The organism is Pseudarthrobacter sp. 01T43 (genome assembly GCF_056398665.1).
The window spans coordinates 1-23724 of the sequence record NZ_JBFTPV010000032.1; the positions used below are offsets into that span (position 1 = coordinate 1).

Annotated in this window: 26 protein-coding genes; 10 read left to right on the forward strand and 16 right to left on the reverse strand. The window is 64.5% G+C overall.

Annotated elements, in window-relative coordinates; genetic code table 11:
• Positions 1-311 precede the first annotated feature (311 nt).
• The 3 genes from AC1DIM_RS18440 (at position 312) to AC1DIM_RS18450 (ending at position 1706) form a co-directional block, all read left to right on the forward strand.
• The gene (locus tag AC1DIM_RS18440; protein ID WP_477711949.1) at positions 312-437 is read left to right on the forward strand and encodes a hypothetical protein; all 126 of its coding nucleotides are present in this window, start codon (positions 312-314) and stop codon (positions 435-437) included.
• A 385-nt stretch (positions 438-822) separates the two neighbouring features.
• A complete protein-coding gene (locus AC1DIM_RS18445) occupies positions 823-1566 on the forward strand; it encodes a DNA/RNA non-specific endonuclease (protein WP_477711950.1) in 744 nt (247 codons plus the stop codon).
• Positions 1539-1706 carry a hypothetical protein gene (locus AC1DIM_RS18450; RefSeq protein ID WP_477711951.1) on the forward strand — a complete coding sequence of 56 codons (168 nt, stop codon included), beginning with the start codon at positions 1539-1541 and terminating at the stop codon, positions 1704-1706. Before AC1DIM_RS18445 ends, AC1DIM_RS18450 begins: the two co-directional genes overlap by 28 nt.
• Here AC1DIM_RS18450 and AC1DIM_RS18455 read toward each other — a convergent pair.
• The 7 genes from AC1DIM_RS18455 to AC1DIM_RS18485 all read right to left on the reverse strand — a co-directional run bounded on the left by AC1DIM_RS18455 (position 1703) and on the right by AC1DIM_RS18485 (position 9108).
• Positions 1703-2326, reverse strand: a complete 624-nt coding sequence (locus AC1DIM_RS18455; RefSeq protein WP_477711952.1) for a hypothetical protein — start codon at positions 2324-2326, stop codon at positions 1703-1705. The genes AC1DIM_RS18450 and AC1DIM_RS18455 overlap by 4 nt on opposite strands.
• A gap of 165 nt (positions 2327-2491) precedes the next feature.
• Positions 2492-3703 (reverse strand): PASTA domain-containing protein, encoded by a 1212-nt coding sequence (locus AC1DIM_RS18460; RefSeq protein ID WP_477711953.1) that lies wholly within the window; start codon positions 3701-3703, stop codon positions 2492-2494.
• A 479-nt stretch (positions 3704-4182) separates the two neighbouring features.
• Complete coding sequence (locus AC1DIM_RS18465; protein WP_477711954.1) at positions 4183-4476, reverse strand: hypothetical protein; 294 nt, start codon at positions 4474-4476, stop codon at positions 4183-4185.
• Between the two features lie 44 nt (positions 4477-4520).
• Positions 4521-4889 carry an RES domain-containing protein gene (locus tag AC1DIM_RS18470; RefSeq protein WP_477711955.1) on the reverse strand — a complete coding sequence of 123 codons (369 nt, stop codon included), beginning with the start codon at positions 4887-4889 and terminating at the stop codon, positions 4521-4523.
• 3 nt (positions 4890-4892) lie between these two features.
• Positions 4893-5285 (reverse strand): hypothetical protein, encoded by a 393-nt coding sequence (locus AC1DIM_RS18475; RefSeq protein WP_477711956.1) that lies wholly within the window; start codon positions 5283-5285, stop codon positions 4893-4895.
• Positions 5286-6235: 950 nt separating this feature from the next.
• Positions 6236-6769, reverse strand: a complete 534-nt coding sequence (locus AC1DIM_RS18480) for a DUF4192 family protein (RefSeq protein WP_477711957.1) — start codon at positions 6767-6769, stop codon at positions 6236-6238.
• A gap of 1184 nt (positions 6770-7953) precedes the next feature.
• Positions 7954-9108, reverse strand: coding sequence for a hypothetical protein (locus tag AC1DIM_RS18485; protein ID WP_477711958.1), 1155 nt, complete (start codon positions 9106-9108; stop codon positions 7954-7956).
• Positions 9109-9540: 432 nt separating this feature from the next.
• Between AC1DIM_RS18485 and AC1DIM_RS18490 the strand changes: the two genes are divergently transcribed.
• Positions 9541-9786: a hypothetical protein gene (locus AC1DIM_RS18490; RefSeq protein WP_477711974.1), complete on the forward strand. Its 246-nt coding sequence runs from the start codon at positions 9541-9543 to the stop codon at positions 9784-9786.
• Here AC1DIM_RS18490 and AC1DIM_RS18495 read toward each other — a convergent pair.
• From AC1DIM_RS18495 to AC1DIM_RS18515, 5 genes are all read right to left on the reverse strand, one after another.
• Positions 9689-10375 (reverse strand): polysaccharide deacetylase family protein, encoded by a 687-nt coding sequence (locus AC1DIM_RS18495; RefSeq protein ID WP_477711959.1) that lies wholly within the window; start codon positions 10373-10375, stop codon positions 9689-9691. The two genes, AC1DIM_RS18490 and AC1DIM_RS18495, sit on opposite strands and share 98 nt — an antisense overlap.
• A gap of 104 nt (positions 10376-10479) precedes the next feature.
• Positions 10480-11448: a magnesium transporter CorA family protein gene (locus tag AC1DIM_RS18500; protein WP_477711960.1), complete on the reverse strand. Its 969-nt coding sequence runs from the start codon at positions 11446-11448 to the stop codon at positions 10480-10482.
• Positions 11449-11820: 372 nt separating this feature from the next.
• The gene (locus AC1DIM_RS18505; RefSeq protein ID WP_477711961.1) at positions 11821-11994 is read right to left on the reverse strand and encodes a hypothetical protein; all 174 of its coding nucleotides are present in this window, start codon (positions 11992-11994) and stop codon (positions 11821-11823) included.
• 102 nt (positions 11995-12096) lie between these two features.
• Complete coding sequence (locus tag AC1DIM_RS18510) at positions 12097-12486, reverse strand: hypothetical protein (protein ID WP_477711962.1); 390 nt, start codon at positions 12484-12486, stop codon at positions 12097-12099.
• Positions 12483-12716, reverse strand: a complete 234-nt coding sequence (locus tag AC1DIM_RS18515; RefSeq protein ID WP_477711963.1) for an Asp23/Gls24 family envelope stress response protein — start codon at positions 12714-12716, stop codon at positions 12483-12485. Before AC1DIM_RS18515 ends, AC1DIM_RS18510 begins: the two co-directional genes overlap by 4 nt.
• Before the next feature lie 983 nt (positions 12717-13699).
• Here AC1DIM_RS18515 and AC1DIM_RS18520 point away from each other — a divergent pair.
• A complete protein-coding gene (locus AC1DIM_RS18520) occupies positions 13700-14629 on the forward strand; it encodes an MTAP family purine nucleoside phosphorylase (protein ID WP_477711964.1) in 930 nt (309 codons plus the stop codon).
• Positions 14626-15693 (forward strand): NAD-dependent epimerase/dehydratase family protein, encoded by a 1068-nt coding sequence (locus AC1DIM_RS18525; RefSeq protein ID WP_477711965.1) that lies wholly within the window; start codon positions 14626-14628, stop codon positions 15691-15693. The genes AC1DIM_RS18520 and AC1DIM_RS18525 overlap by 4 nt, the downstream gene beginning before the upstream one ends.
• On the opposite strand, the gene AC1DIM_RS18530 is transcribed toward AC1DIM_RS18525, so the two are convergent.
• Positions 15690-16829, reverse strand: coding sequence for a sensor histidine kinase (locus tag AC1DIM_RS18530; protein ID WP_477711966.1), 1140 nt, complete (start codon positions 16827-16829; stop codon positions 15690-15692). The two genes, AC1DIM_RS18525 and AC1DIM_RS18530, sit on opposite strands and share 4 nt — an antisense overlap.
• Entirely contained in the window at positions 16822-17562 is a 741-nt protein-coding gene (locus tag AC1DIM_RS18535) for a response regulator transcription factor (RefSeq protein ID WP_477711967.1), read from the reverse strand. The genes AC1DIM_RS18530 and AC1DIM_RS18535 overlap by 8 nt, the downstream gene beginning before the upstream one ends.
• 122 nt (positions 17563-17684) lie before the next feature.
• Between AC1DIM_RS18535 and AC1DIM_RS18540 the strand changes: the two genes are divergently transcribed.
• Genes AC1DIM_RS18540 through AC1DIM_RS18550 form a run of 3 tightly spaced genes read left to right on the forward strand, consistent with a single transcriptional unit; the run spans position 17685 to position 19923 of the window.
• Positions 17685-18494, forward strand: coding sequence for a glycosyltransferase family 2 protein (locus AC1DIM_RS18540; protein ID WP_477711968.1), 810 nt, complete (start codon positions 17685-17687; stop codon positions 18492-18494).
• The gene (locus tag AC1DIM_RS18545) at positions 18491-19186 is read left to right on the forward strand and encodes a TIGR04282 family arsenosugar biosynthesis glycosyltransferase (RefSeq protein ID WP_477711969.1); all 696 of its coding nucleotides are present in this window, start codon (positions 18491-18493) and stop codon (positions 19184-19186) included. Before AC1DIM_RS18540 ends, AC1DIM_RS18545 begins: the two co-directional genes overlap by 4 nt.
• Positions 19186-19923, forward strand: a complete 738-nt coding sequence (locus tag AC1DIM_RS18550; protein ID WP_477711970.1) for a methyltransferase domain-containing protein — start codon at positions 19186-19188, stop codon at positions 19921-19923. The genes AC1DIM_RS18545 and AC1DIM_RS18550 overlap by 1 nt, the downstream gene beginning before the upstream one ends.
• Here AC1DIM_RS18550 and AC1DIM_RS18555 read toward each other — a convergent pair.
• Entirely contained in the window at positions 19884-20396 is a 513-nt protein-coding gene (locus AC1DIM_RS18555) for a hypothetical protein (protein WP_477711971.1), read from the reverse strand. The two genes, AC1DIM_RS18550 and AC1DIM_RS18555, sit on opposite strands and share 40 nt — an antisense overlap.
• Positions 20396-21631 (reverse strand): molybdopterin-dependent oxidoreductase, encoded by a 1236-nt coding sequence (locus AC1DIM_RS18560; RefSeq protein WP_477711972.1) that lies wholly within the window; start codon positions 21629-21631, stop codon positions 20396-20398. Before AC1DIM_RS18560 ends, AC1DIM_RS18555 begins: the two co-directional genes overlap by 1 nt.
• A gap of 112 nt (positions 21632-21743) precedes the next feature.
• Here AC1DIM_RS18560 and AC1DIM_RS18565 point away from each other — a divergent pair, with 112 nt between their 5' ends.
• On the forward strand, positions 21744-23186 hold the full coding sequence (locus tag AC1DIM_RS18565; protein ID WP_477711973.1) for a glycosyltransferase 87 family protein: 1443 nt from the start codon (positions 21744-21746) through the stop codon (positions 23184-23186).
• The last annotated feature ends 538 nt before the right edge of the window (positions 23187-23724 follow it).

Consider the following 23724-nt stretch of genomic DNA (forward strand, 5'->3'; position numbering starts at 1 on the left):
ACCCACCTCCCCGACCGCACAACCAAGGAACCCCAGTGGAACACCCCCGGCAGCGGGGCCGGCTAATCCGGCATGCCACGAACCCCAGCCCGTCCGGCCAAATCAAATCCCCGGATCCTCAACGAGCGCGTCGGTGGATCGAGGCTTAGTGAACCGGACTGACAACGCAGCCAACATGGCCCAGCCCAGGCCGAGTCCCACCAGGAGGCCGCCTGTCACGCCATGGGCACTGGGTCTCCAAAGACGATTGTTTTTGAACCGCACCGCTGCCCACCATGGAAGCGGGGGAACGAAGGGCATATGCCAACGGCTTGGGCTTGCCCTGTGCCTGCTTATTCGAAGCCGACGACAAATCCGCCGACGGCAACTTCGAAGTCATTACCTTCCCCCACCGGCCCAAGTGGCGGATCCTGCTCACCGCGCTGAAGCACGATTAGCTTGTCACGCCTTTGCCTGCCATGTCCGCTTGATCGACTTTGACTCCAACCTATGGCATTCCCGCTTACTCGCGAAGATACCGGTGGACCGACGCCCGGTAAGCGATCCCTCAACGGGAATCCTTGTCGAGATATACACCTGCTGCGTTCGTATGGAGCGAGGGCCCTGTTGGCGGGAGTCGGGGTCAGGAACACCTGAGGCGGAAGGTTGAACCCTTTCTCTTCACCTGCCAGATGGTGGTTACGGTCCCGTCTGAGTGAAGGCCGGGCACAGTCTTCTTGACTTCGAGGACGTCGAGTCCTTCGGGGAACTCGCTGCGGGTTCGCAGCATGAACTCCACGCGGAACCTTTCATTCACCGCGACCCGAAGCCGTCGCCGTCGTTTTGCTGATAACTCCTACTGCTGCCATCGAAGACCTGGCCGGCAGGGCCGGTTACGATGAGAACTTCCTGTGCGTGTCAGTGCCGCTGCCGGAGCTGGCCGGCGCTGAGACGGTACTGCTGCAGTACAGGCACTTCGCGGTGCTGATGCGCCCGGACAAGCGCCTCGCAGCCGTCACCGGGCTTGGGATCGACAACACCAAACTCATTGACCTGGCCCGCGCCGGGATCAACTGGCGGCTAGATCCCCGCCTCCCTGCCGACCAGCAGACGGGGGAGCGGGTCTATGCCCGCAATGACATCGACCGCGGGCACCTGGTCCGGCGGCCCTCGGCCGTCTGGGGCGACACGGCCGCCGAGGCTGCTCAGGCGAACGAGGACACCTTCCACTACACCAACGCCGCACCGCAGGCGGCCAAGTTCAACCAGGGCCTGGAACTGTGGCTGGGTATGGAGTCCTACCTCCAGGACTACGCAACGGACAACAGCCGGAGGATCGTCGTCTTCACCGGCCCGATCTTCGGCGCCCTCTATCCGGTCTACCGGGGCGTGGACATCCCGCTGCGGTACTTCAAGGTCGCCGTCTTCATCCATCATGGCGAGCTCGCCGCCACCGGGTACGTCGTGGACCAGACCCCGCAACTCGCTGACCTGCCGGATGTGCCCCGGCCCGGCGCCGTTGACGACGCCCGCCGCTGGGGCCGTCCCGGACCTTCCAGATGCCCATCAGGGACCTCGCCGAACTGACTGGCCTGGACCTTCGACTACTGGTGGCCGTGGGCCGGATGCCGATTGCGGCGACCCTCGGCGCGGCTCGTGTCGGGTCAACCTGGCGGGAACTGGGCCCGCTGGAAGATCTCGACCTGGACTTCGACCTCGAGGGCTAAGTCTGAGGGTCGAGAACGGCATAGGTGATCGCGGTACCGTCGTTTAGCCTGCTGAGCATCAGGCTTTCCTTCAGCACAGGCGATGAGGTGAATACGGAGATGGCAACGCTGATAAAGAGACCGCCGAATTTCAGGAGTTTGCTGCCCTGGGTGGCTGCTGCGTCACCGAGCAGGTGTTCCAACCTGGTGATGCTTGCCTCCGTGATGATCTCTTTCAGCAGGTCGTCAGCGTGGCTGCCCTCCTCGGGAGGCGCATTGTAGATCGCAACGTAGTAGCCGCTGCTTTGGAGCGGGCTGACAGTGATTTTGGCGTCCGGGCGTATGGCGTTTCCTGCCGGCGCCTCGGAAGGAACAGGAATGAGGACGCCGTCCGGCGCGGACTCGAACCAGGTGTAATCAGAATCGGAGGTCGGAACGCTGTCCGCAGTCGGTGGACCTATCGGCACTTCGGAACGTCGATCGTCCCGGCCCGCAAGTTCGCCTTCACGGAAGGCATTGATAAGTTCCGCAGCTACCGGCGGGGTATGGTCCACCTCTGGATCGTCGTAGCCTTGCTGGTAGCCCAGCGTCCATGCCGCGCCTTGATCATTGTCGGTACCATAAGGGTTTTCCGTCGTCATGACTCAGCGCCGGTCCTCAGCTGAAGCAAGGATTTTCCATCCGCGGCCACGGCGAGGGAAACATTAGTTCGTGCGCATGCAGGCATTGCCACTCCTTTGTCTTGGGTAAAAACCTTCAATTCTGGCCACTCCGAATCGTCCGGAAAGGCCGGTAAGTCCGAGTCCTCACACCACTCCCGGGGCCAGGTCGGCGGACAATTCCACCGCGCTTCCGGGAGCAACCGCCGAGCCGGGAGGAGTGTATTGGTACGTCACCACGACCTGGTCCCACGAATGCGGTGGGTAGACATTTCCGTTCTCGTCGGTTTCCCCGGCGATCATGAGCTGCCAACCGTTGCCTGAGTGGGTATCGTCCGGGCCGGTGATTTGGTGTTCGACGACCTGCAGTCCTGTTTGGTCGGCCAGGGCGAACGCTTCGGTCATGGTGAGGCCCACAAAAAGCGGCACGGTTATGTGCGCCTTCGCGCCCGGTTTCAGTACCGGCTTTTCAAATGCTCCCGTATCGAACGGCGTGAACGCGCACTTGCCAGCGTTCCGGGAGCAGGCCGCGGCTTCTTGTTCCATGGTGTTGATCGCCGCCACGACCTGCAGCCGGGCGGCATTGGCGGCGCCCCGGTCAACGGATGACCCGTCGGCGTTCTGGAAATCGTCGATGTGTTTGAGGATGTAGGCGAAATCATCACGGAGTGTGAGGAACTCGAACCGCTTCCTGGCCAGGTCGGCAAGAACGTCCTGTTGGTTCTGGGTCTCAATGAAGTTGAAGGCGTCATTCGGGTTTTTCAGGGCGTCGTAGCTTTGGAGCATGACGGCGTAGGGAAAGGACCTGTCGCCGGAAACTCCGGGAGGAAAGTCACGTGCAGTCTTCATGATGTCTTCGAGGTTCAGGTCCGCCTGGCTGATCGTTCCCTGGCGGAAGACATGAACCTGAACCTGCAGGTGTGATTGGGTATGGGCCGTCGCACTGTTTATCTTCACGTTCAGCTCGGCGGACGTTAAGCCCGCATTGAACGCAGCGTGGACGTCTACGGAGAGGCTCTCACGCTCTTCCTGCGATGTGCTTGTGAGCTGGTAGATGGCAAAGTACTCCCCGCCGGTTTTGACGCCGGCTATGTACTCGTCACCGAACCGCTGACGGAACCGCTCCGGGTAGTTATTGGTGAGGAGCTCTACTGCGTCAGGAGAAAATGCGGGGGAGTCCAGGCTTTCGAAAGCGTTTTGCACGCTGACCCGCACGACAACGTACGTGGAGAAGCTCGAGAAATCGCAGGAACTGACGTAATCAACCTTGGCGCTGGCCGATACGCCAAGGTACGAGCCCCCGGCCTCCACCGACACGCCCAGTGACTTGTGGAGGGATTCGACGTCCTGGATGGTCACGCAGTCCGATGAAACCTGCTGCCCGCCGGCGCCCTGCAACGCAGTAATGGATGGTCCTTGAACAGCCGGCGAGGGTAGGACGGCTCCCGTTAAGCGGTTGTACCCGAGCCCAATCTTCATCCCGTCTTCATAAGGTACTTCCGGATTAGGCATGAGCTCAGCCTGTCTATGGGGTCCTATATTGCATGAGTGCCAAAGGCAGATCCCAGCTGCAACCACAGTTCCGACCCCGCAGAAAGCAACCAGGGATGCCCGGCCCTGAAACGCCCGACCTGCGAAGTTCTCTGATGGTACGGCAGGCTAAGACGACCCGACAAGGTTTTCAAGCCAGCCGCCCAAAGTGGGCAGGCGTCCGCGCCGCACAGTTCCCCGCCACGTGCCGGTGGAATTAAGCCCAATTCTTGGCCTCCCCCCGGCCATTTTAAACGCCGACAATGCAGATTTCGTAAAGCTAGGGCGTCGAGTGGCGGGGGAGCGGCCTATTCACTCCTCCACGTCAGGCCGAGCATCCGGAAGGCGTCGTTGATCGCATCGCTGTCGTGGTGCAGTTCCTCGGGCCTGACGTGCGTTAGCTTCGGGGTGACGTAGGGGTCGTCTGGTCGTTCGAAGATTGCCCAGAGCCGCAGGTCGTCGCCATGGCGCGATGCGAAGGTAACCCCGTCGAGCTCTGTTGTCTCGTAGATCCAAGCGGCGATTACCTGGGTCAGTCGGCGTGGCCGGGCGTCTTTCAAGGCTGCAGCGTCCAGGTCTAAGAATCCGAGGCTGAGAGCCACGCCGATAAAGTGCGGATGAAGGACAGCGATGGACCGGGAGTCCGTCACAGCGCAGTAAGTGCCGGTAAGTTCGGCGGACGCCGCTGCGCGGGCGTCGAGCCATCCCGGGGGACCTGCCCGGACGCCAGGGTTGGGTGGAGTACAGCATCTTCGTCGTCCTCGACGATCTCGTCCAGTTCCATGGCCAGACGGGCGTCGCGGCGGAAGCTGGCCAGCACCTCGAGCAGGCAGGCCCTGAGGCTGGAGCCTGCGTATACGGTACGGAAGTTTCCGTGCAGGTCATCCCACCGGCCGGGGAACCTGCCGTCCGTTGCCCATTCCCAGCCGCTCCACGCGTCCGGCTCGGTGCGGAAACCGATACGCCATACGCGGGTGTCAGCAGTAGCTGTTGCCAGTTGTCCTTCAGGATCCACCTGTTAGCCTGCCGCCGCGAATGCCCTGGCCGCGGCGAGGACCGCCTGCGCGGCGTCCTCGACCTGGCCCTCGCGCAGCAACCGCGCCGGCGGCACGTCGTCCAGCTGGGGATTCATGCCCTGAAACCAGGCCTGAACCACGGACCGGGAGTCGCGCTCGGCCAGCATCGCAGCCACGTGGTAGGCATGCCGCAGCCGCGTCAGCACCTCGGCTGAGGGTTTCCGTTCGCCGTCGGCCCACTGACGCACGGCACGCGTTTCCTTCACCGAGCCGATGTACGCAACGAGCTTCGCCCCGAGGATGTCCCGCAGGTCCCGGACCAGCACGTCGTCGGGAAGCCGGATCGAATCCTGATGCGCCTTCAGCCCACCACGGGCTCCTCCAACAGCTGTCATGCCTTAATGCTCCCATGGAAACCACTGCGGATAAACATGCCAATCACACCCTGAATCACAGGTCATCGAACGCCGATAAGGGACCTTTCGTCCGGTTGAAGCGTGGTCTGGTGCTGCCTGGATCCGGTCATCGGCCGAGCGTACTGTTGCGAGGGCATCGAATCAGCGCAACTGAGCAGGGTGGCGCCAGCACGCTTCCGACGTGGCGGAAATGGTCCTGGTGCGAGGCCGGATGGTCGCGGCCGGTCATGCGGGTGTATGCCCAGAAGCTCATGAGATGGGTGAAGGAGGGGTAGCCACATGGAGGCTTTCGCAGTTAGGTGGTTCTGCCGGTCACTTGGTGCTCGGTCCCTCGCGGGAGGCATCAGTCAGAACGTGGGTCGGCGCGAACCCGGCCGGTGTCACACTTTTGCCAGCGCAAAGACAAACCGCGCCCCCTCAGTGGGGAAGCGCGGTTGGTGTTGCGGGCTGCGCAGAACGGCCAATTTTGGGGTGTGCACATTGTGCACACTTCGGGCGGAGGATTGGCTCCTACTGGGGGCGGATCGGGCCGGATTGGCGATGTTTCCGGGAGTTCCCATTGTTTGCAAGGGACGGAGTCCGGTTCGAGTCCCACCTCGGGCACGTGTTTTCCCTCTTCAGGGGCTTGTGGGCCTCTGAGTGTGCACAAGCTGTTCACTTATGGGCCCCTTCGGGGCCTTTTTTGGTGGTGGCCGTTGTTGTGGCCGGCGTGCTCCTTGCCTGCTTGGCCGATGGTTTTGACGCTTGTTATCTATTCATTGTCGCTTGCGGAGTAGGCTGCATGACCTGGCCCGGCGGTGGAAGTCCTCTCTATGTTGTGATCGCTTCCCCATCATGACCTCGGTCAGGATCGGCTCGCGTCTGACATGCCTTCCGAAAGCGTCTTGGCTTGCTCGAGGGCACGCCCGCGTTCATTCCGTGTATTCATTTCACGCGGTCAGCGACGGCGTTCGCCGTGCGGCTTTCGTTTGCGGAGGCCGGCAGGGTGATGCGGTCGGTGGGGTTCGATGGTGCTGCCGCGGTAGACGAATTCGGCGTTGATTTGGCTGGATTGGGTGGCACTCAGGGGGAGCCGGGCGCCCGTCTGGGGGTCGACGTCGTACTGGGACACTGTCTGGTCTCCGACGAGGAGTCCTTTCCCGGATGATGAGCCTTCGCTCGGCCAGGGCGCCCGTGAGCGCAGCGATGGTGGCCGCGTGTGGCTTGTGGTCGCCGCTGCTTGGTTCCGAGGTGTAGACGGCGAAGAGCACACCTTCAGCGCTGGTGTCGTGGCTGAGGTAGCCGGGCACGATCTTTGCGTAGCTGTTTTCGGTGCTTGGCTTCGGCAGGTCGACGCGGAGGGTTGCCCCGACGTGGTTGTTGGCGAGGGTGATGCACACGAGGCTTTCGTGGGGCCAAAACCCCAGGGTGTGGCCGATGAAGCTGAGGACGTCGGCGGGGGTTTTGATGGTCATGGGTTCCATGTTCCTTCTCCTTCAGCGACTGGCCGGCACCGAATGTGTCTGTCGATTTGTGCGTGGTTCTGATAGCGGAGTAAGCGCTGGGTTTGAGGGGCCGGAGTGCAACTTGGGGAACCGGGAGCGGGCCAGAATTTCGTGAGGAGCTAAGGGACGTCAGGAGCGCCGAACGAAATTTTGGGTCGGGATCGGCGCATCGCGCCCTGGTTGCGCGGAGGTCCCGCCCAGCGATGATGGGGATCAGAATGACAAACAGCGAAGATGCTTCTGGTCATTCATGGGGGTGGGGGAGTGGGGCGGCATGACGCCGGGGGTCCCTTTTGTGAGATGTCGACCTAAATGGAAGTAATGACTTCATTTTGCAAGAAGGAGCCCAACGTCCAGCGCACACGCCGAATCCACGGCTCGGCTGGCCTCGGAACTGGTCCATGTACAACGCTAGGTGGCGGTCTGCAACGCGGATCCCATGCAGCTACCCGCTCTCGCGGCGTAACTTTGTCAGGGGAAAGACGGGGCCGCACTATGACCGAATGAGGGGTGCCGGCCGGACCGGTAGGCGGAGTCAATTACCGGTTGGAGTTCGTCGAGTACAGTCCGGTTCCCGGGGAGTACGACATGGGCTAAGAACTCGGATTCAAGGGTGGCAACGCCTGACTCCGCCGCCCCGAGTTTGGCATCTATGGCCAGGGCCAGGGCCTGCCAACACCTGCGGGTGGCGCGTTCGAAGACCTTTGCCTTTGCTTCGCGGACAGGGCCCTCCGCGGTGTCCCCTCGGATTGTCAAGATTCCATCCGGCTGCGGCAATGAAACGACGATCCGGAATTGGCGTTGCCTCCCTAATGGGCTGCAGCCGCAGAGGCCACGAAGTTAGAGACGCCATATGAACAGATTCGCCGTTGAGGGCCGCGGTGACGAGGGCACGGATGCCCTCAGCGGTGACGGGGCGGGGGTGGCAGAAGGGTTGCGGGTGGCATCTGCACGACGGTCTCCACCGAGTCCCTCGCTCAGGCCCAACTCCTTTAGCGATGCGGGCGAGCCGAGTTTGAGGCTGAGCCCGCGCTGGAAGGCGACCGGGTCTTCAGCGTGCGTGGCGCGGCGCAGATCCTCCGCCGGGCGAGATGGGCCGCCAGGCGGCGAACCCAAAGCGCGGGTGGTACCAAGACGGGGCTGACCATCGACGGCGTGGGCTTCTATTCGGGGCCGCGGATGTCGAGTTGGGGATCTTCCGGTTGGGCATCCGAGGAGACCCTGTTGGCGGGCCGTTTCGGCGGGATGGGGGCCGTCACCAGCCTGCGGGTCCCGCTCCAAAGGGCCGGGGGTGCGTCGATGGCGTAAGCCAGCCGATAGGCAACGTTTTCATAGTTCAGTCGCCATCCGCGGAAGTGCGGCCATGCCTGTTCCGCTGAGTGTTCCACCGGGTATCCAACCGACCGGAGCATTTCGACGGCGTCGTTGAATTCGGCAAACGTCAGTTTGGTCTCTRCGTCCGGGTCAACGTCCTCCACGACGGGAATGGATAGCGCGTGAGCGATCTGGTTCAGGCAGGAAAATCCCATGCGGAGGAGCAGTCGCGCCCTGAGGGTCGGAGCCGTGCCCGGGCTCAGGGAGAGTTGCAGCGCGGCACTGTCCATGACGCTGAGCAGCGCCGTCAGCCAGTTCGAGTGCGGCAGCGGCGACCGGAGGGTGCAGAGAGTCAGATAGGTGCTGTGCGACTCGGCAACCTCCGCAGCCCACCGTTCCCATGTGCCGTAAAGCGTCCCTAGCTCCGCAGTACTGTCCACAGTCGACAGCCCGAACCGGGTTCGGATCAGGAGCTCCGGGCCCCACGCCGGGGAGCCAGCTCTCGACACAAGTAGGGTGACTTCGGATTCCCGACGGTTGAAAGCCGCGTACAGGGTAGGCAGGTAACCGATCTGCAGTGCGATGACGACCAGGCCCGTGAAGGCAGCCGAATACACCAACAACGTGTTCCCCAGCTCATCCGGCGGCGCATAGCCAAGGGTGAACAAAGCCGAACCCGCCTCACTGAAGGCGCGGCCCGGTTCGCCCTGGACAAAAGGAAGAATCATCAGCGCGAAAGACACGAAGAACAACAACATCCACAGCCCGAGCCTGATGAACAAAGACATCGGTGCCTGCCAGGCAAGCAGTGTGTCCAATCGCGGATAAGTCCTGATCGGACGACGGGCGACAGCAAAAATCCCCTTAGCCAGCAGTGCCGCTGCAGCGGACAGTCTGTCCTTATGCTGACGCGGCACGATCAGAGTCCCGATCACACTCGTCCACGTCCAGACCAGGATGAGCACACCCACTGAAAAGCCTATCCACCAAATCACTTCAGCCATCCGATTCCTCACCGATGCTTCAGGCACGTCGTACAACTCCGGGCCCGGACAATCCCTGCAAGCCCGTTCCTACCGTATGGGTCCCTGGCCACCCACGAATTGCATCCGAAGACGTCTGCACCGACTGATGCGGGATGAGCGCCCCGGTACCGGCGCGGCAGACGATTGGGGCCGATCACAGGCATCTCAAATACGATCCTTTGGCAAGAAGTGAGGGAGCCTCACTTGTCGTGTCAGACGCACGAGTGTAGACCTGAGTGCTTTTTGGCGGTGTTTGTTTAGCGCCGGTGAGAAGAAAGATAGACGCGACTGCAGTAATAGTCGGTTCCTAAGGACACTGTGCGCAAAGCTGCCTGTAGCGGCGTGGCTGGGCCAGCCTTTTCGGAAATGTTCGTCTTCAAGTGCAGTCGGAGCAGCAGAATCCGGGGCGCAGTGGCCCCTGGCTCTGGCGACGCCGAGGAAGTCTTCGAGGAGGACGACCTCGAGGCCGGCAGCAACCTGGGCCTGCCGGAATGCCGCCAGGTCGGCGGCGTATTCGTGTCGGAAATGCGTTTGGACGATGTCCCCTGGCCGCAGGGTATTACCGATCTGGTAGTCCATGTGGCCGGCGTTGGCCTTGGCTTCCCAGGTGATGATGACCTTGATCCCGGCGGCGGCCTTCGCATGGTGTTGGAGTAGGCACCGCCTGTGGTGGGCGGAACAAGGCGGCCCGGCGCCCGAACTGCTGCTGGGCGTAGTCCTGGATCGCCTTAATTTCGGTCAGTTGCTGGGCGTACGACATTTGCGTGGCCATGTTGATGTTGTGGCTGACCGTTTGGTTTTCTATGAGGCTGCCTTGGGCTTGGAAGCTTCTGAAGAAGCCCGGATTGTCCCTGTTGAAGTCTCGGGTCCGGAACAATGTGGCGGGAAGGTCGGAGGCCGCCATGAGCGCCGGCATCTGCAGAGTCTTCGTGACACCGTCATCGATGGTAAGGAAGACCACCCGATGTTGGGTTTGGATCCTGTGATGACGGGGCGAGTCCGCCTTGGACGGGCGGTAGCCGGTAACCCGGAACGAAGCTCTTTCGGGTCCGCGTGGTTGCAGTAGGCGACGGGGTTGTGGCGGCCGCGGATGCTTCGGGCGAAGGGACTGGGGCGGGGTAGTGCGGCAGGCCCCGTATCCGGCATCGCACAGGCACTGAGCCCTGCAACCAAGGATGCGCCGAGGGTACTGAGAGCCGTGCGGCGACCGACAGTGGATGACAAGTGTGGCGGATGGTCTAAACATATGAGGCACTGCTTTCGAAAGGCTGAACGGCTCCCAGCAGCTGGGTACCGTACGAGGCAGGCAGAATTATTTCGCCGCGCTGCTGCGCGGGCCGGCCCTCTCCGTCAGATCCATTCTTTCCTCTTGAAGCTCAGATAGAGCCCTGTCGAGGCAACGATGATCAGGGTCAAAGAGAGCACGAGGCCAAGGGGGGACTGGAAGCCCAGGAACGGTACGTTCTGCCCGAAGAAACCCGTGACCGCGGTGGGGACGGCGATGATCGCTGCCCAACTGGTGACCTTCTTCATCACTAGGTTCATCCGGTTGCCTTGGATGCTGATGTGGGTTTCCAGGATCGTGGTGATCAGGTCCCGAAGGGTTTCGGTCCATTCCGAGACCCGCAGGACGTGGTCGTAAACGTCCTGGAGGAACGGCTGCATGGCAGGATCCAGGACCTCCAGGTCGCGACGCAGGACGGTGTTCAGGACCTCCCGCATCGGCAGGACCGCGCGGCGGAGCCGGACAAGGGATTTCCGGAGCTCGAAAGAACTGCGCTGCAGCTGGTGATCGGGTGCGTGGTCATCAAAAAGGACGTCTTCGAGGGAATCGATCCGGGCGTCGAGTTCCTGCACGGTATCGAAGTGTCCGTCCACGATCAGGTCCAGCAGGCCCCAGAGCAGAAACGATGTCCCGTGCACGGCCAGGTCCCGTTCGGCGTCCCAGTGCGCCATGAGCTGCACCGGGTCCATCTCCGGTCCGTGCACCGTGACCAGGGCATGTTTAGTGATGAACGCCTTGATCTCAGAGACCTTCAGCTCATTGGACCCGGTGTCCAGTTCGGTGTGATAGGCAGCCAGGAAAAGGTGCCCGGGGTAGCGGTCCAGTTTGGGCCGCTGGTGTTCATGGACGGCGTCCTCCACTGCGAGGCGGTGTAGCCCTAGGCCTTTTTCAATACCTGCCAAATCATCCGCTGACGGGGACGTGTAATCGACCCACACCGTCACCTCGTCCTCGCCGAAGAGCCCGTCCAATTCCTCTAACCGGACATCCTCGCGTTCAAGCTGTCCGTTGCGGTAAAGCCGGGTACGCACCATGGAGCCATTTTAGGCTTGCTGGCGCGCCGCCGTGGACTGCCGCGCGATGGCCTTCCGGCCGGCCGGCATCACCTTCTCGCCTCGTCCGCCTGTGGACTGTTTTGTTGCTTTGATCGGCCAGGCCGTGGTGAAGCTGGAATGCCTTGGTGATCAAGGCAAAGTGGCTGAAGGCCTGCGGGGTGTCCGTCGGCCCGTAAATCTCATGGGCCACCAGTGACGGCTCGTCCCGCACGGCACGCTCACGCAGTTAGAGGTCCATCTCCCTGGGCATCAACACGCCGTAGATGAAGGCCACGAATTCGAGGCCTTCAGGAGTTCCCCCGCAGCTCCAGCACGTCAGCCGAGGACCGTCCGATGCTCAGTAGCCGCGGGTTATTTATTCTGCCGTCGTTTCTGCGTGTGGACGGGGAGGGTGAGGAGCCTGACTATCCCGGCGATAGCCAGAAGGATGGTGTAGGCAGCGAGTTGGCCGACGAACATCAGGGCAGCTACTGCCAGCGTTCCGGTGTAGGTGAGGGCCAAGGTGAATGTTTCAGCATCAGGCATCGACGGCCATCTCCGGAGTAGTTGAGGGAAGCGTGGGGGAGGCGGCGGTATGGGGTCGTGAGTTTCCCGGTCCTGGCTATCATCTCCCGGATAACCCAATGTTCATCCGCGCGGAAGCGAAAGACTCTCCTGCGCCGGTGTTAGTACCCGCTTGGCCTGCGGGGGTTGGTACTGGATGGAGCTGATTTCGATGGTGACGTTCAGGGCTTGGGGGAAAGCCTCATGGCCGAGGGCGTCGCGGAGGGCCGCGGCGATGGTGCGTGCGAGCTGTGCGGTCGGGACGGTGCCGTCGGCGCCGACCCGGACCATAAGATTCGTTGATGTTCTGTCGGTGGTGAGGCGTACGTATTCCAGTCCGGAAGGACGGTTGTCGGTGGCGAGAACGGTTCGGACCCGGCGGGCGGTGGTTCTCCACGCTGGGTCGGCGGGGTAAACGGTGTCGACGCCGTCCAAGGACAGGATGAGACTATGGAGCGGGGCGGTGTTGGTCATGGTCCTGTCCTTTCGTTCCGCGGGGGTAGCTGGAGCTCGGTGATGGTGATGTTGACGGCGGCGATGTTGAGATCGGAGTGAGTGGCCAGGGCGGTGTCAAGTTCCCGGCGTAGGGACTCGGCTAGGTTCGGGAGCCGGTAGCCATAGCGGGCCGAGACGTCCACGTCGAGAGTGACCTGTTCCCCCGGCACGGTGATGTCGCCGGTGAAGCGGCATCTACCGGTTTGCAACGAGTTTCAGCAGCAGGTAAGTGGCTTGTTCACCGCATGGGGTAATTGCTGTCATGTTGGCCGCTGCCAACTGGGGCAATAGCCTGGCAGGCTCAACCTGATAAGCATCCATTCGGAGGGACCGTTCCAGGCCGGCGGCAAGCTCCGCCAAACGTTCCGCACCCACCATTGTGCTGGACCGACCGCGGTGACCTGATCACCAATCAGGTCATCCCCGAAGAGGATGACAACGATACGAAGCATCCTTACCGCAAGCTCTTAGAGGGCAGTAGCAAAACGGCCAGGGAAATCGTCGAAACACAGGCGGCGGCCGCGGGACGCTGCGATCCCAGAAGCCAAATGGTCAACGGGGAACAACTGGTGACTCGAAGGGTAGTTTCTGGAAGCATGAAGAACGTCTCATGCAGGAGGTACGCTCCCGAGGAGCGGCGGTCGTAGCCCGCCACCAATGATGAGGTTAGTCATGGCGGAAGATCCACGGCGAACAGCGCGAACCACGATCGAACAAGACGAAACAACCCTCGGGGAACTGTGGCTCCGGTACTGCGCCAACGGCGGCGAGGCAGAACCGTTGGAACTTGAGGCGTACATGCACGAGGTGTACGAATTCCGGGCTATCGACCTCAAAATCTTCACCCTTGCCATAAAAGATCTCGAAACTGACTATGTCAATCTTTCTTGGCCCCGGCCGGACGGGTGTATCTGGCTCCACCAGGAATGTTAGGCGTCGCGGTGTTTGGCGGTCGGGGCGTCTTTTTGCGGTGACGATGCGGGATGTGCCGGGGGTCCGTCTTGATTAGTGTCGCCGGCGGGTCGGGCTGACTCTGATGACTTCGCCGATCTTCCCGGACCGTCATGTCTTTCCGCGAATAGAGACGTGATGCCGCCTTTCAGACGAATAGTACGTCCATCCCAGCGCCCGCGTTCGGGACTTGTAAGGATTCCACCCGCGTCGGCTGCTGCCGGGTTGGCATGATGGGGTCATGGCCTACCCCTCGGAACCCCTCGCCCGCGTCGGCATTATTGGCGGCACCGGCCTGTACCGGCTCCCGGGCGCCGACGTGCTGGAGATGCTGGACGCTGCGACGCCGTTCGGCCAGCCCTCCAGCCCTGTCACCCTTGCCCGGCTGGCTGTACGGGACGGCACAGGCGGCTCGGACGGTCCGGTCGTCGCGTTCCTGAGCCGGCACGGCCGCGGACACAGCATTGCCCCGCAGCAGATCAACCACCGTGCCAACTTCTGGGCCCTCAAGAGCATGGGGGTGGAGGCTGTCATCTCCTCCGCGGCAGTGGGCGGACTGGTTCCCAGCCACGGAACCGGCACCTTTGCCGTACCTGACCAGTTTCTGGACAGGACCTGGGGCCGGGCGGACACCTTCTATGATGGCTCGCTGGCTACCGGTGTGCAGCACCTGCCCGCTGCCGAGCCCTACAGCGCCCCGTTGCGCGCCGCACTCATCGCCGCCCTGGAGTTGCAGGGCGAAGACTTCGCACCGACAGCCACCGTGGCCGTCATCAACGGGCCGCGCTTTTCCACTGTGGCCGAGTCCGCAGCCCTGGTCCAGGCCGGTGCGCACCTGGTCAGCATGACCCAATACCCCGAGCCCGTGCTGGCGGCGGAACTGAACATGCATTTCGCCGCGCTGGCGTTCATTACTGACGCCGACACCGGCCACGATGGTTCCGAACCCGTAACCGCAGAGCTGGTGCTCGGCCGCCTGGCTGCCGCGCAGCCGCGAATCCTGGCCGTGTTGTCTGCCGCGGTGCACAGAGTGTCCGGGGGTTTGGCCGGCGTGGAGCCGGCGGACGACGGCGGATACCCGCGGATGGCCCTCATGCCCGCCGACGCCGTGGCCACGGTGATGGGCGCCTCCAGCCCCGTCCGCCCCGGCACGCCGCGGGATACCCGGTGAGGATTCTGGTCACGGGCGGAGCCGGTTTCATTGGCGCCCACATCGTCGAGGCCGCCCTTGCCCACGGCTGGGAGGTCCGGATCCTGGATTCGCTGGATCCGGCGGTGCATCCGGACCGGCCCCCAGCAAATCCCGGCGCGTCCTTGCTGGTGGGCGACGTTGGCGATGCATCCACCGTTGCTGCGGCTTTGGAGGGGATCGACGTCGTTGTCCATCAGAGCGCCAAGGTGGGCCTCGGCGTCGACTTCTCCGATGCGCCGGACTATATCCGCAACAATGACCTGGCCACGGCCGTGCTCCTGGCAGGCATGGCGTCGGCCGGCACGGACAAGCTGGTGCTGGCCTCCTCCATGGTGGTCTACGGCGAGGGCGCTTACACAGACTCGTCCGGCCGGCTGGTGCGGCCCGGCCCGCGCCGCGTGGAGGACATGGAGAACGGAATCTTTGATCCCCGGGACCCTGCCACCGGCGAGCTCCTGTTACCCGTGCTGGTCACCGAAGACGCGGCGCTTGACCCGCGGAACGTCTATGCCGCCTCCAAACTGGCCCAGGAAAACCTGGCGTCGGCGTGGGCACGTTCAACCGGAGGGACTGCCGCCGCCCTGCGGTATCACAACGTTTATGGCCCCCGGATGCCCAAAGACACCCCCTATGCGGGCGTGGCCAGCCTGTTCCGGTCGGCATTGGCCCGTGGTGAGGCGCCGCGGGTGTTCGAGGACGGCGGCCAGCGCCGCAGCTTCATCCATGTGGCGGATGTGGCGGAGGCAAATCTGTGCGCCGTTGAGGCGTTAGTGTCAGGCTGGGCCACGGCGCCGGGCAGTATGAGGGCCTACAACGTGGGAGCCTCGGAGGTCCACACCATTGGTGCGATGGCCAGGGCGCTGAGCGCTGTTGGCGGCGGCCGGGTCCCTGTGTTCACAGGGGAATTCCGGTTGGGCGACGTCCGGCACATCACCGCGAGCTCTGCGCGGGCCAGGGCCGAACTGGGCTGGGCTCCGCGGCGCAGGTTTGAGGACGGCATGCGCGAGTTCGCCACCGCCCCGCTGCGTGGGGAACTGCCCTAGACGGCCGGCCCCAGGCTCTCCTGGCCGGCGGGGATCCGCAACCGAAACCGGCACCCACCCTCAACGTTGGCAACCTCCAGGGCGCCACCGTGGGCCTGCACGATGCCGTGGACAATGCTTAGGCCAACCCCGGCGCCGCTGTAGCGCGATTTGGTGCGCCCGGTGTCCTTCTGCCAGCCCGCGGTGAGCATCCGGGGCAAGTCCTCCGCCGGGATCCCGCCGCAGCCGTCGCGCACCTCTACTACCGCCTCGCCAGCGGCGGAGGTCACGGCAATGGACACGGTGCTGCCATGGGCGCTGTACAGAATGCCGTTGAGGAGAACATTGCGGATGGCCCGGGACAACGACGCCCCGTCGGCAGCCACCAAAGTGGGGGCTACGTCGTCGCCGTTGATGGCAATGGCCCGGCCGGCCGCGACGGGGGCGAGGTCGGCTATTGCGTCGCTGACGACGTCGTACAGGTCCAAGGGCCGGTGGTCCAGCACCAAGGTTCCAGCCTGGATCTTGGAGAGCTCGAGCAGGTCATTGACGAGCACGGCCATCTGGTCGGTCTGGCCGATGATTCGCTGGTGGTATCCGGACACGTCCTCGGCAATGCCGTCCTCCAGCGCCTCGGCCATGGCGCGCATGCTGGCCAGCGGGGTGCGCAGGTCGTGGGAAACCCAGGCCACCAGTTCGCGCCGTGCAGCCTCCGCTGCCTGCTCCCGTTGTCTGGATTCTTCGAGTTTGTGGCTGGTGGCAGCAAGTTCGGCGGCCAACGCGGACAGTTCCGAGGTCATTTTCCGTTGCGGTGCCACGGGCTCTCCGCGGCCGATTCTGGCCGCGTCCCCGGCCAGGCGGTTGGTGTTCCTTGCCAGCCCTACTCCCAGGAGCACTGCGACCACTGTGGCGACGACCGAGGCGATGGCCAGGATGAACCACATCACCTGAAGATCCGCCTCCGAGATGAACATGGCGTTGAAGGCGCTCACCATCCCTGCCACCAGGATGGCAATGGTGGCCAGGACCACGAGCAGGATCTGCACCACAATGGAGGTCCTGCCGAGCAGTCGCTGCAGCACCACAGTCACAGCGCCGATGGCCAATGCCCATGACAGCACCACCGTGACAATGATGAACAGATCGCCGCTAGTCATGGCTGGCCGGCTCCGTGCCGTCGTCGAACCTGTACCCCACGCCCCACACCGTTTTCAGCAGCACGGGCGTGGTGGGGTTGGCCTCGATTTTTTCGCGCAGCCGGCGCACGTGCACTGTCACCGTGGAGAGATCGCCAAAGTCCCAGCCCCAGACGGCCTTGATGAGTACGTCGCGGCTGAAGACCTGGTTGGGGCGGCGGAGAAAGAACGCCAGAAGATCGAATTCCCTAGCTGTCAGGGTGAGGTTCTTATCGCGGTATCTGACAATGCGCGAGGCCGGGTTGAGAGCAAAGCCGGCCAGCTCCACGGGCGGTTCCGGGGTGAATTCCTTGATGCTGCGGCGCAGCACGGACTTCACCCGCAGCACCAGCTCACGGGGCGAGAAGGGCTTGGTGACGTAGTCGTCAGCGCCCATTTCCAGGCCCAGGATGCGGTCGTCCTCGGTGCCCAGCGCGGTGAGCATGATGATGGGCATGGACTGGGTGAGCCGGATGCGCCGGCATACCTCCGCCCCGTCCAGACCAGGGAGCATACGGTCCAGGATGATCAGGTCCGGGTTGTGCGTCCGGGCCAGGTGCAGGGCGCTGAACCCATCGCCTGCCATATCCACCTGGAAACCGGCCAGCACAAGGTAGTCGTGTACCACCTGGGCGATGGTGGCCTCGTCTTCAACGAGAAGGATGCGCCGGTTGCCAACGTCCCCGGCGTCCGCGTCGGGCTGGACACTATTCACGTTCCCAGCATAGGTTCGTGGACGCCGCTTTGGGTCTGTAGAGGGCTGCCGGAGGGCAAGCGTCCCGGTTCCGTAAGGATTTCCACCTGCCGCGCCGGGCCCGCGGATTCTACGGTCGAAGGGTGGAGAAAAAGCAGAGCAATTCGCGCGATGGATCCGATACGCCCGGCGGGTCGAACGACGACGCAGGGGGCGCACCCGCCGTGCTGGTGGATGTCGTGCTGCCCTGCCTAAACGAGCTTTCGGCCCTTCCCAAGGTGTTGGGGGCCCTGCCGCCCGGATACCGGGCGATAGTGGTGGACAACGGCTCCACCGATGGCTCCGGCACGTTGGCCGCCAGTTTGGGGGCCGCCGTCGTTCATGAACCGAGGCGCGGCTTCGGTGCGGCGGCCCATGCTGGTCTGGTGGCTGCCACGGCGGAGTTTGTGGCGTTCTGCGATTGCGATGGTTCCCTGGACCCGGCCCAACTGGCCCCGATGCTGGAGCTGGTGCGCACCGGGCGTGCCGATCTCGTGCTGGGCGCCCGGCGGCCGGACCGCGGTGCCTGGCCGGTCCATGCCCGGCTGGCCAACTTCGTCCTGAGACGGCGGCTGCGCCGGCTCACGGGAATCCCCGTCACGGACTTGGGCCCGCTTCGCCTGGCCCGGCGCACTGCGTTGCTGGAGCTGGACCTCACCGACCGGCGCAGCGGTTATCCGCTGGAAATGTTCCTCAAGGCCCACCGGGATGGCTGGCGCGTGGCCGAGGTCCCGGTCGCTTATGCGCCGCGCCTGGGCAAGTCCAAGGTGACCGGCACGGTGAATGGAACCCTGACAGCACTCAAGGACATGAGGGCACAGCTGGCCGCCGCCTCGCGGTGGGCGCCAGGGACGGGCGCCGGTGGACCGGCCGCGGGCGGAAATCCCGCCGAAGCCCCGGGAGCGACGCCATGAACCTCACCATCGCGGTCATCGCCAAAGAATGCATCCCAGGCAAAGCCAAGACGCGCCTCACGCCACCGCTCACGCCTGCGCAGGCGGCAGCCTTGGCCCAGACCAGCCTCAGTCAGACGCTGGAGACGGTGCGGTCCTTCCCCGCGGCCAGGCGGTTGCTGGTGTTTGACGGGACGCCGCACCGCAGGGACGCTGCGGGTTTTGAAGTGGTTGCCCAGAGCGGCGGCCGGCTGGACGAACGGCTGGCGGCCATCTGTTCGCTGGTTGATGGCCCGCTGCTGATTCTGGGCATGGACACGCCCCAGCTTTCCCATACACTCCTCGCCTGGCTGGTGGCGGACTGGTCCGCCCCGACGCCCCGCCACGACGCCTGGATCGGCCCGGCAACGGACGGCGGCTTTTGGGCCCTGGGCCTTCACCGGCCCGACGGCGGCCTGGTCCGGGGCGTGGAAATGTCCACCCCGCAGACCGGCGCGCAGCAGTTGGCCCGGCTGGCCAGCGCCGGCCTGGCTGTGGGTATGCTGCCCACCTTGACGGACGTGGACCACTTCGCCGACGCCGTGGCCGCCGCCCGCGATTGTTCCGGCACACCGTTTGCCCGCGCGGTTGACCGCCTGGGCCTGGGGCTCCCGGCCGCGGGGGTGCCGGCTCCGGTCCCGGCCGACGCACTCATCGAAGAGGCGGCCTGGTGATGCGCACATCAACAACTGCCATCGATACCGGCCCCTGGGCGGTCGGCGAATCTGCTGGCGGCAGCATCCCTGTCGCCTTGTTTGGCCAAGGAGGACACGAGCCGTACGCAGGCAGCCTGTCCCTCGGCATGGGGCACCTGACCCTCCGCCCGGAATCCGCCCGCCCGGAACCCATCGGGCCGGTCCACTTCAGCATGCAAGGCTGGTCCGCCCCGGCCACCGCCTGCGAACGCGAGCTGCTGAGCACCCTTCGCGGGCCGGTTCTTGATGTGGGCTGCGGCCCTGGCCGGATGCTGGCCGCTGCCGGGGAACTGGGCTTGATGGCAATGGGTGTGGACTCGAGCGCTCCCGCGGTGCGGTTGGCCACCAGCCGCGGCGCAGTGGCGATCCATGGCTCCATTTTTGACCCGGTCCCGCACGAGGGAGGTTGGGCTTCGGCCCTGCTGCTGGACGGCAACATCGGCATCGGCGGGAACATACGGGTGCTGCTGGAGCGTGTTGCCGCACTGCTGGCACCGGGCGGTCACGTTCTTGCAGAGGCCGAAACCCCCGATTCCCTCGACGTGGCATACCTCGCCGTGCTGGAGGATTCGGCCGGACGCACCAGCGCCGCCTTTCCCTGGGCCCGCGCCGGCGCGAAGGCGCTAGCCGCCCATGCGGTCCGGGCCGGGTTCGCGGCCGTCGCCACGCGGACGGTTCAGGGCCGGGTCTTCCTGACGTTGGAACGGCGGGCGTAAAGTTCGACGGCGGCAATTGCCACCGCGGCGGCTACCGCCAAAACGAGCCAGAAGATGCCCAGGGCCTGAACATATTCCCCCGGCAGGACGGTATCGTTGGCTCCGCTTCCGGGGCCGGCCGGCTGGAGCACCTGCTGGGCGCGTATCAGCGGGGCCGCCAGCAGGGTCACCACCGCCCCTACCAGCAGGGCACCGCGCACTATCCCCTGCTGGGCGGGGCGCAGCCCATACGTCAGCCGCGACAAACCGGCGCCTGCCATCGTTGTCAACGGGACCAGCACGCCGTCGTGCACCACCAATGCTGCGGCAAGCCAGGCTGCCAGGCCGATCAACTGGGCAAGCGGCACATTGGCCAGGAATCCGAAAAGGGCATAGCCGAGGGCGGTCACGCCCAGGGCACCCAGGGCTGCCCGTACCCACCACAATGTTCCGCGCTCCACCGTCACCGGCGGACCCATCAATGGCAGCCGCATCAGACCACCTCCACTTTGTGCACCCATTTGGTCTGCAGGACCCCCGGCCGGCCGGGGGCAATGATCCGTGCCGGATAACCGTGGTCAAGGTCCAGCGGCGCCCCGTTGAGTTCCAGCGCCAGCAAGGCCTTCTCGTCCTGGCTGTACGCGGCGGGCATGAACGAGCGCCCATAGACGCCGCCCTGTTCCAGACTGGAAATCTGTAGCTCGGCGTCCACCGGCGCCCCCACCATGGCCATGAGGTCCCGGATCCGGACACCGCGCCATTGGGCGCCCTGGCTCCAACCCTCCACGCAGGCGATGGGCAGCCCGTAGCTGTGCTGGGGCAGCGCGGCCAGCTGGGCCAGTGTAAACGTCTTCTGCACCGATCCCGAGGACACGGTCAGTACCCAGTCGGGGGCCAGCGCAGCACCCTCGACGCCGGCCTGGGCCGCGGTTCTGTTGATCGGTACGGCCTGCGGGCCCGTATCCATCCGGCGGGGCGCGAAGAGGTTCAGGCCCGCCAGCCACGCGAACGATTGGCCCGCCGTCGTCAGAACAACGACGCCGGTGCCGGCGGTGATCGCCGCCAGGAACCCCCTGCGGCTCCACCCGGGCCCGGTTGCAGGCGCCGTGGCAGCCGGAACCGTTTCGCGCGCCGGCGCCGCTTCGCTGGCAGGCACTGGTTCGGCGGCAGCATCCGTGATGGCGGCCGCCTCCGATCGGCGGCTCCAGTGTGCGCGGATGAGCGGCAGTTTGACCGCAATGTGTAACGCCAGGGACCCAATGATCACCCAGCCCAGCCAATAGTGGACGTCCTTGAAGGAGAACGGCCAGGGGTACCACTGGAAGGTGTTGAGCAATCCGATGGTGACTTCCACCAGCGAACCGGACACAAAGAGTGCTATTGAGGCCCGCTCCAGGCCGTGCACCACAGACTTCAGCGGCGGCCAGCGCAACAATTCGGGAAACACGGACCAAAGCTTGGCAGCCAGCAGCGGGATGGAAGCTATCCCGGTGGTGACGTGGATACCCTGTGTGGCCGCATACAGCCACACCGGACGTGTCAGGAAAAACATCCAGCCGGGCGGATCCTGGAGTAGGTGGCTGAAGAGTCCGGTCAAAAAGCAGACCGTGAACGCAATGCCGAGCCAGCGGCCCAGCACCACCGTCAGCCGTTTGCTTCGCAAGCCGGACGAAAACCGTCTGTTCACCGAATCCATCCGCTGCTGGAGAAGGGTGGTCAATCTGTCCATACCCAAATCAGACCACTGCGGCCAGTGCCCAGTCCCGGGCCAGACCTTACGAAACGGGAACGCTCCTGTGGTTCCATGGCCCACTGGCCCGCACGTGGTGCAGGATCAAGAGGTGAGCGAACCAACACCCCGCCGTGCACATGGCAGCCCGGCGCCCGGGCTGGCGGGGAACGGCCGGGGCGCAATCGGTCCGCCGCGGCCCGGCTCGACAGTGGCGGCAATGGCGCTGGTGGCATTGCTGGCCGGTGCTGTCTGGTGGACCGTCAGCACCGATCCGACAGCGGAGTGGGTGTCACCCCTTGGCACGCTGGCGGCCTGGGCACTCTTTTTCCCGGCCGCCCTGATGGCACGCCGGATCCCTGCCCGGCATGCGGCCGCCGTCGTTCTGATGGGCTCAGTGCTGCTGGGTATCGCGGCGGTTTCTGCCCCACCGGCCACGAGCAATGACTCCGCCCGCTACGCCTGGGACGGCATCGTCCAGAAGGCGGGCATTTCCCCCTACGCCCATGTTCCGGCCGATGAGGCGCTGCGGCCGCTGCGACCGGGATGGCTGTTCCAGGATGCCGGACCGGACGGAACCTGCCATACCAACCCCTTTCCCACCGGCACGGAGACCACCACCAACATTCCCGGCGGCGGCACCCTGTGCTCTGCCATCAACCGGGCCGCCGTGCCCACCGTCTATCCGGCCGTGGCGGAACTCTATTTCCTCGCCGTCCGGCTCATCCCCGGTGCCGAGGTGGGGTTCATTGCCTTCCAAGGGGCCGGGCTGCTGCTGAGTCTGGCCGTGACGGTGCTGTTGCTGGCGTTCCTGCGCCGCACCGGCCGTCCGGCACACCAGGCAGTGTGGTGGGCGTGGTCCCCGCTGGTGGCCTTTGAAGCCATCAACGGCGCCCACGTGGACGCCCTCGGCGCCGCCCTCGCCCTAACCGCTGCGCTGCTGCTGGTGGGCGGGCGCACGCTGGGTTCCGGGGTGGCCTTCGGGGCGGCGGTAGCCACCAAGCTTATTCCCGCCATCAGTGCCCCGGCCCTGCTCTACCGCCGTCCGGTCCGTTTTGTGGCCGCGGCGGTAGCCACCTTTGCCGTTGCGTACGTCCCGTATGTCCTCGCCAGCGGCTGGGCAGTGCTGGGCTATCTGCCCACCTACCTTAAATCGGAGGGTTACGACGGTGCGGACAGCCCGCGCTTCACACTGTTGAAGCTGGTGTTCTCGGCCAACTGGGCGGCACCGGCGGCACTGGTGCTGCTGATGGGTTTGGCCGTGTATGTCTGGCGGACCACCGACGCCGCCCGGCCGTGGGACGGTCAGGTTTTCATGGTCGGAGGGACGCTGCTGCTCGTCTCGCCCAGCTACCCCTGGTACGCCCTGCTGCTCCTGCCGTTCGTGGTGCTCAGCCGGCGCTACGAGTTCACCCCCATCGCCCCCGTGCTGGCAATGATGTACTTCACCGGCGCCGAACCACAGGGTCAGCTGGTGGCCAGGCTGGGCTTAGGCGCCGCCGCCGTGCTCATTGCGGTTGCCACAGTGGTGAGACAACGGCGTTCCCCGGGCTGAGGTGGTGGGACCGTCATGCTTGTAAAACGCGGCCACGGCTGCGCTGTCCAGATAGTCGACGGCACCGTAAAGAGTCACCGATCGCACACCCAACGTCAGAAGCACCGGCTGCGATGCTCCGGCGGTGCGGAAGACGTCCTCTTCCGAGCAGAGTCACCAATTCCGCCAGGAACCACGCGGCTTGAGGGCCCTGCACGCCACCGAGGAGAAACCAACCGCCCCTGCAGCCTCATCGACACCCAAGCCTTGCAGCACTCAGCCACAGCCGGGACACGGCGGCTGTCCCGGGTCCGGGGCCGGCGACCGAACCCAACACCGGCAAGTGTGTTGCATGGATCACATTTCGTCTATGGTTGTCCGGGGCGCCACAGCGTCGTGGCGCCCGACTTAGCCTCGATCCACCGACGCGCTCGTTGAGGATCCGGGGATTTGATTTGGCCGGACGGGCTGGGGTTCGTGGCATGCCGGATTAGCCGGCCCCGCTGCCGGGGGTGTTCCACTGGGGTTCCTTGGTTGTGCGGTCGGGGAGGTGGGTCAG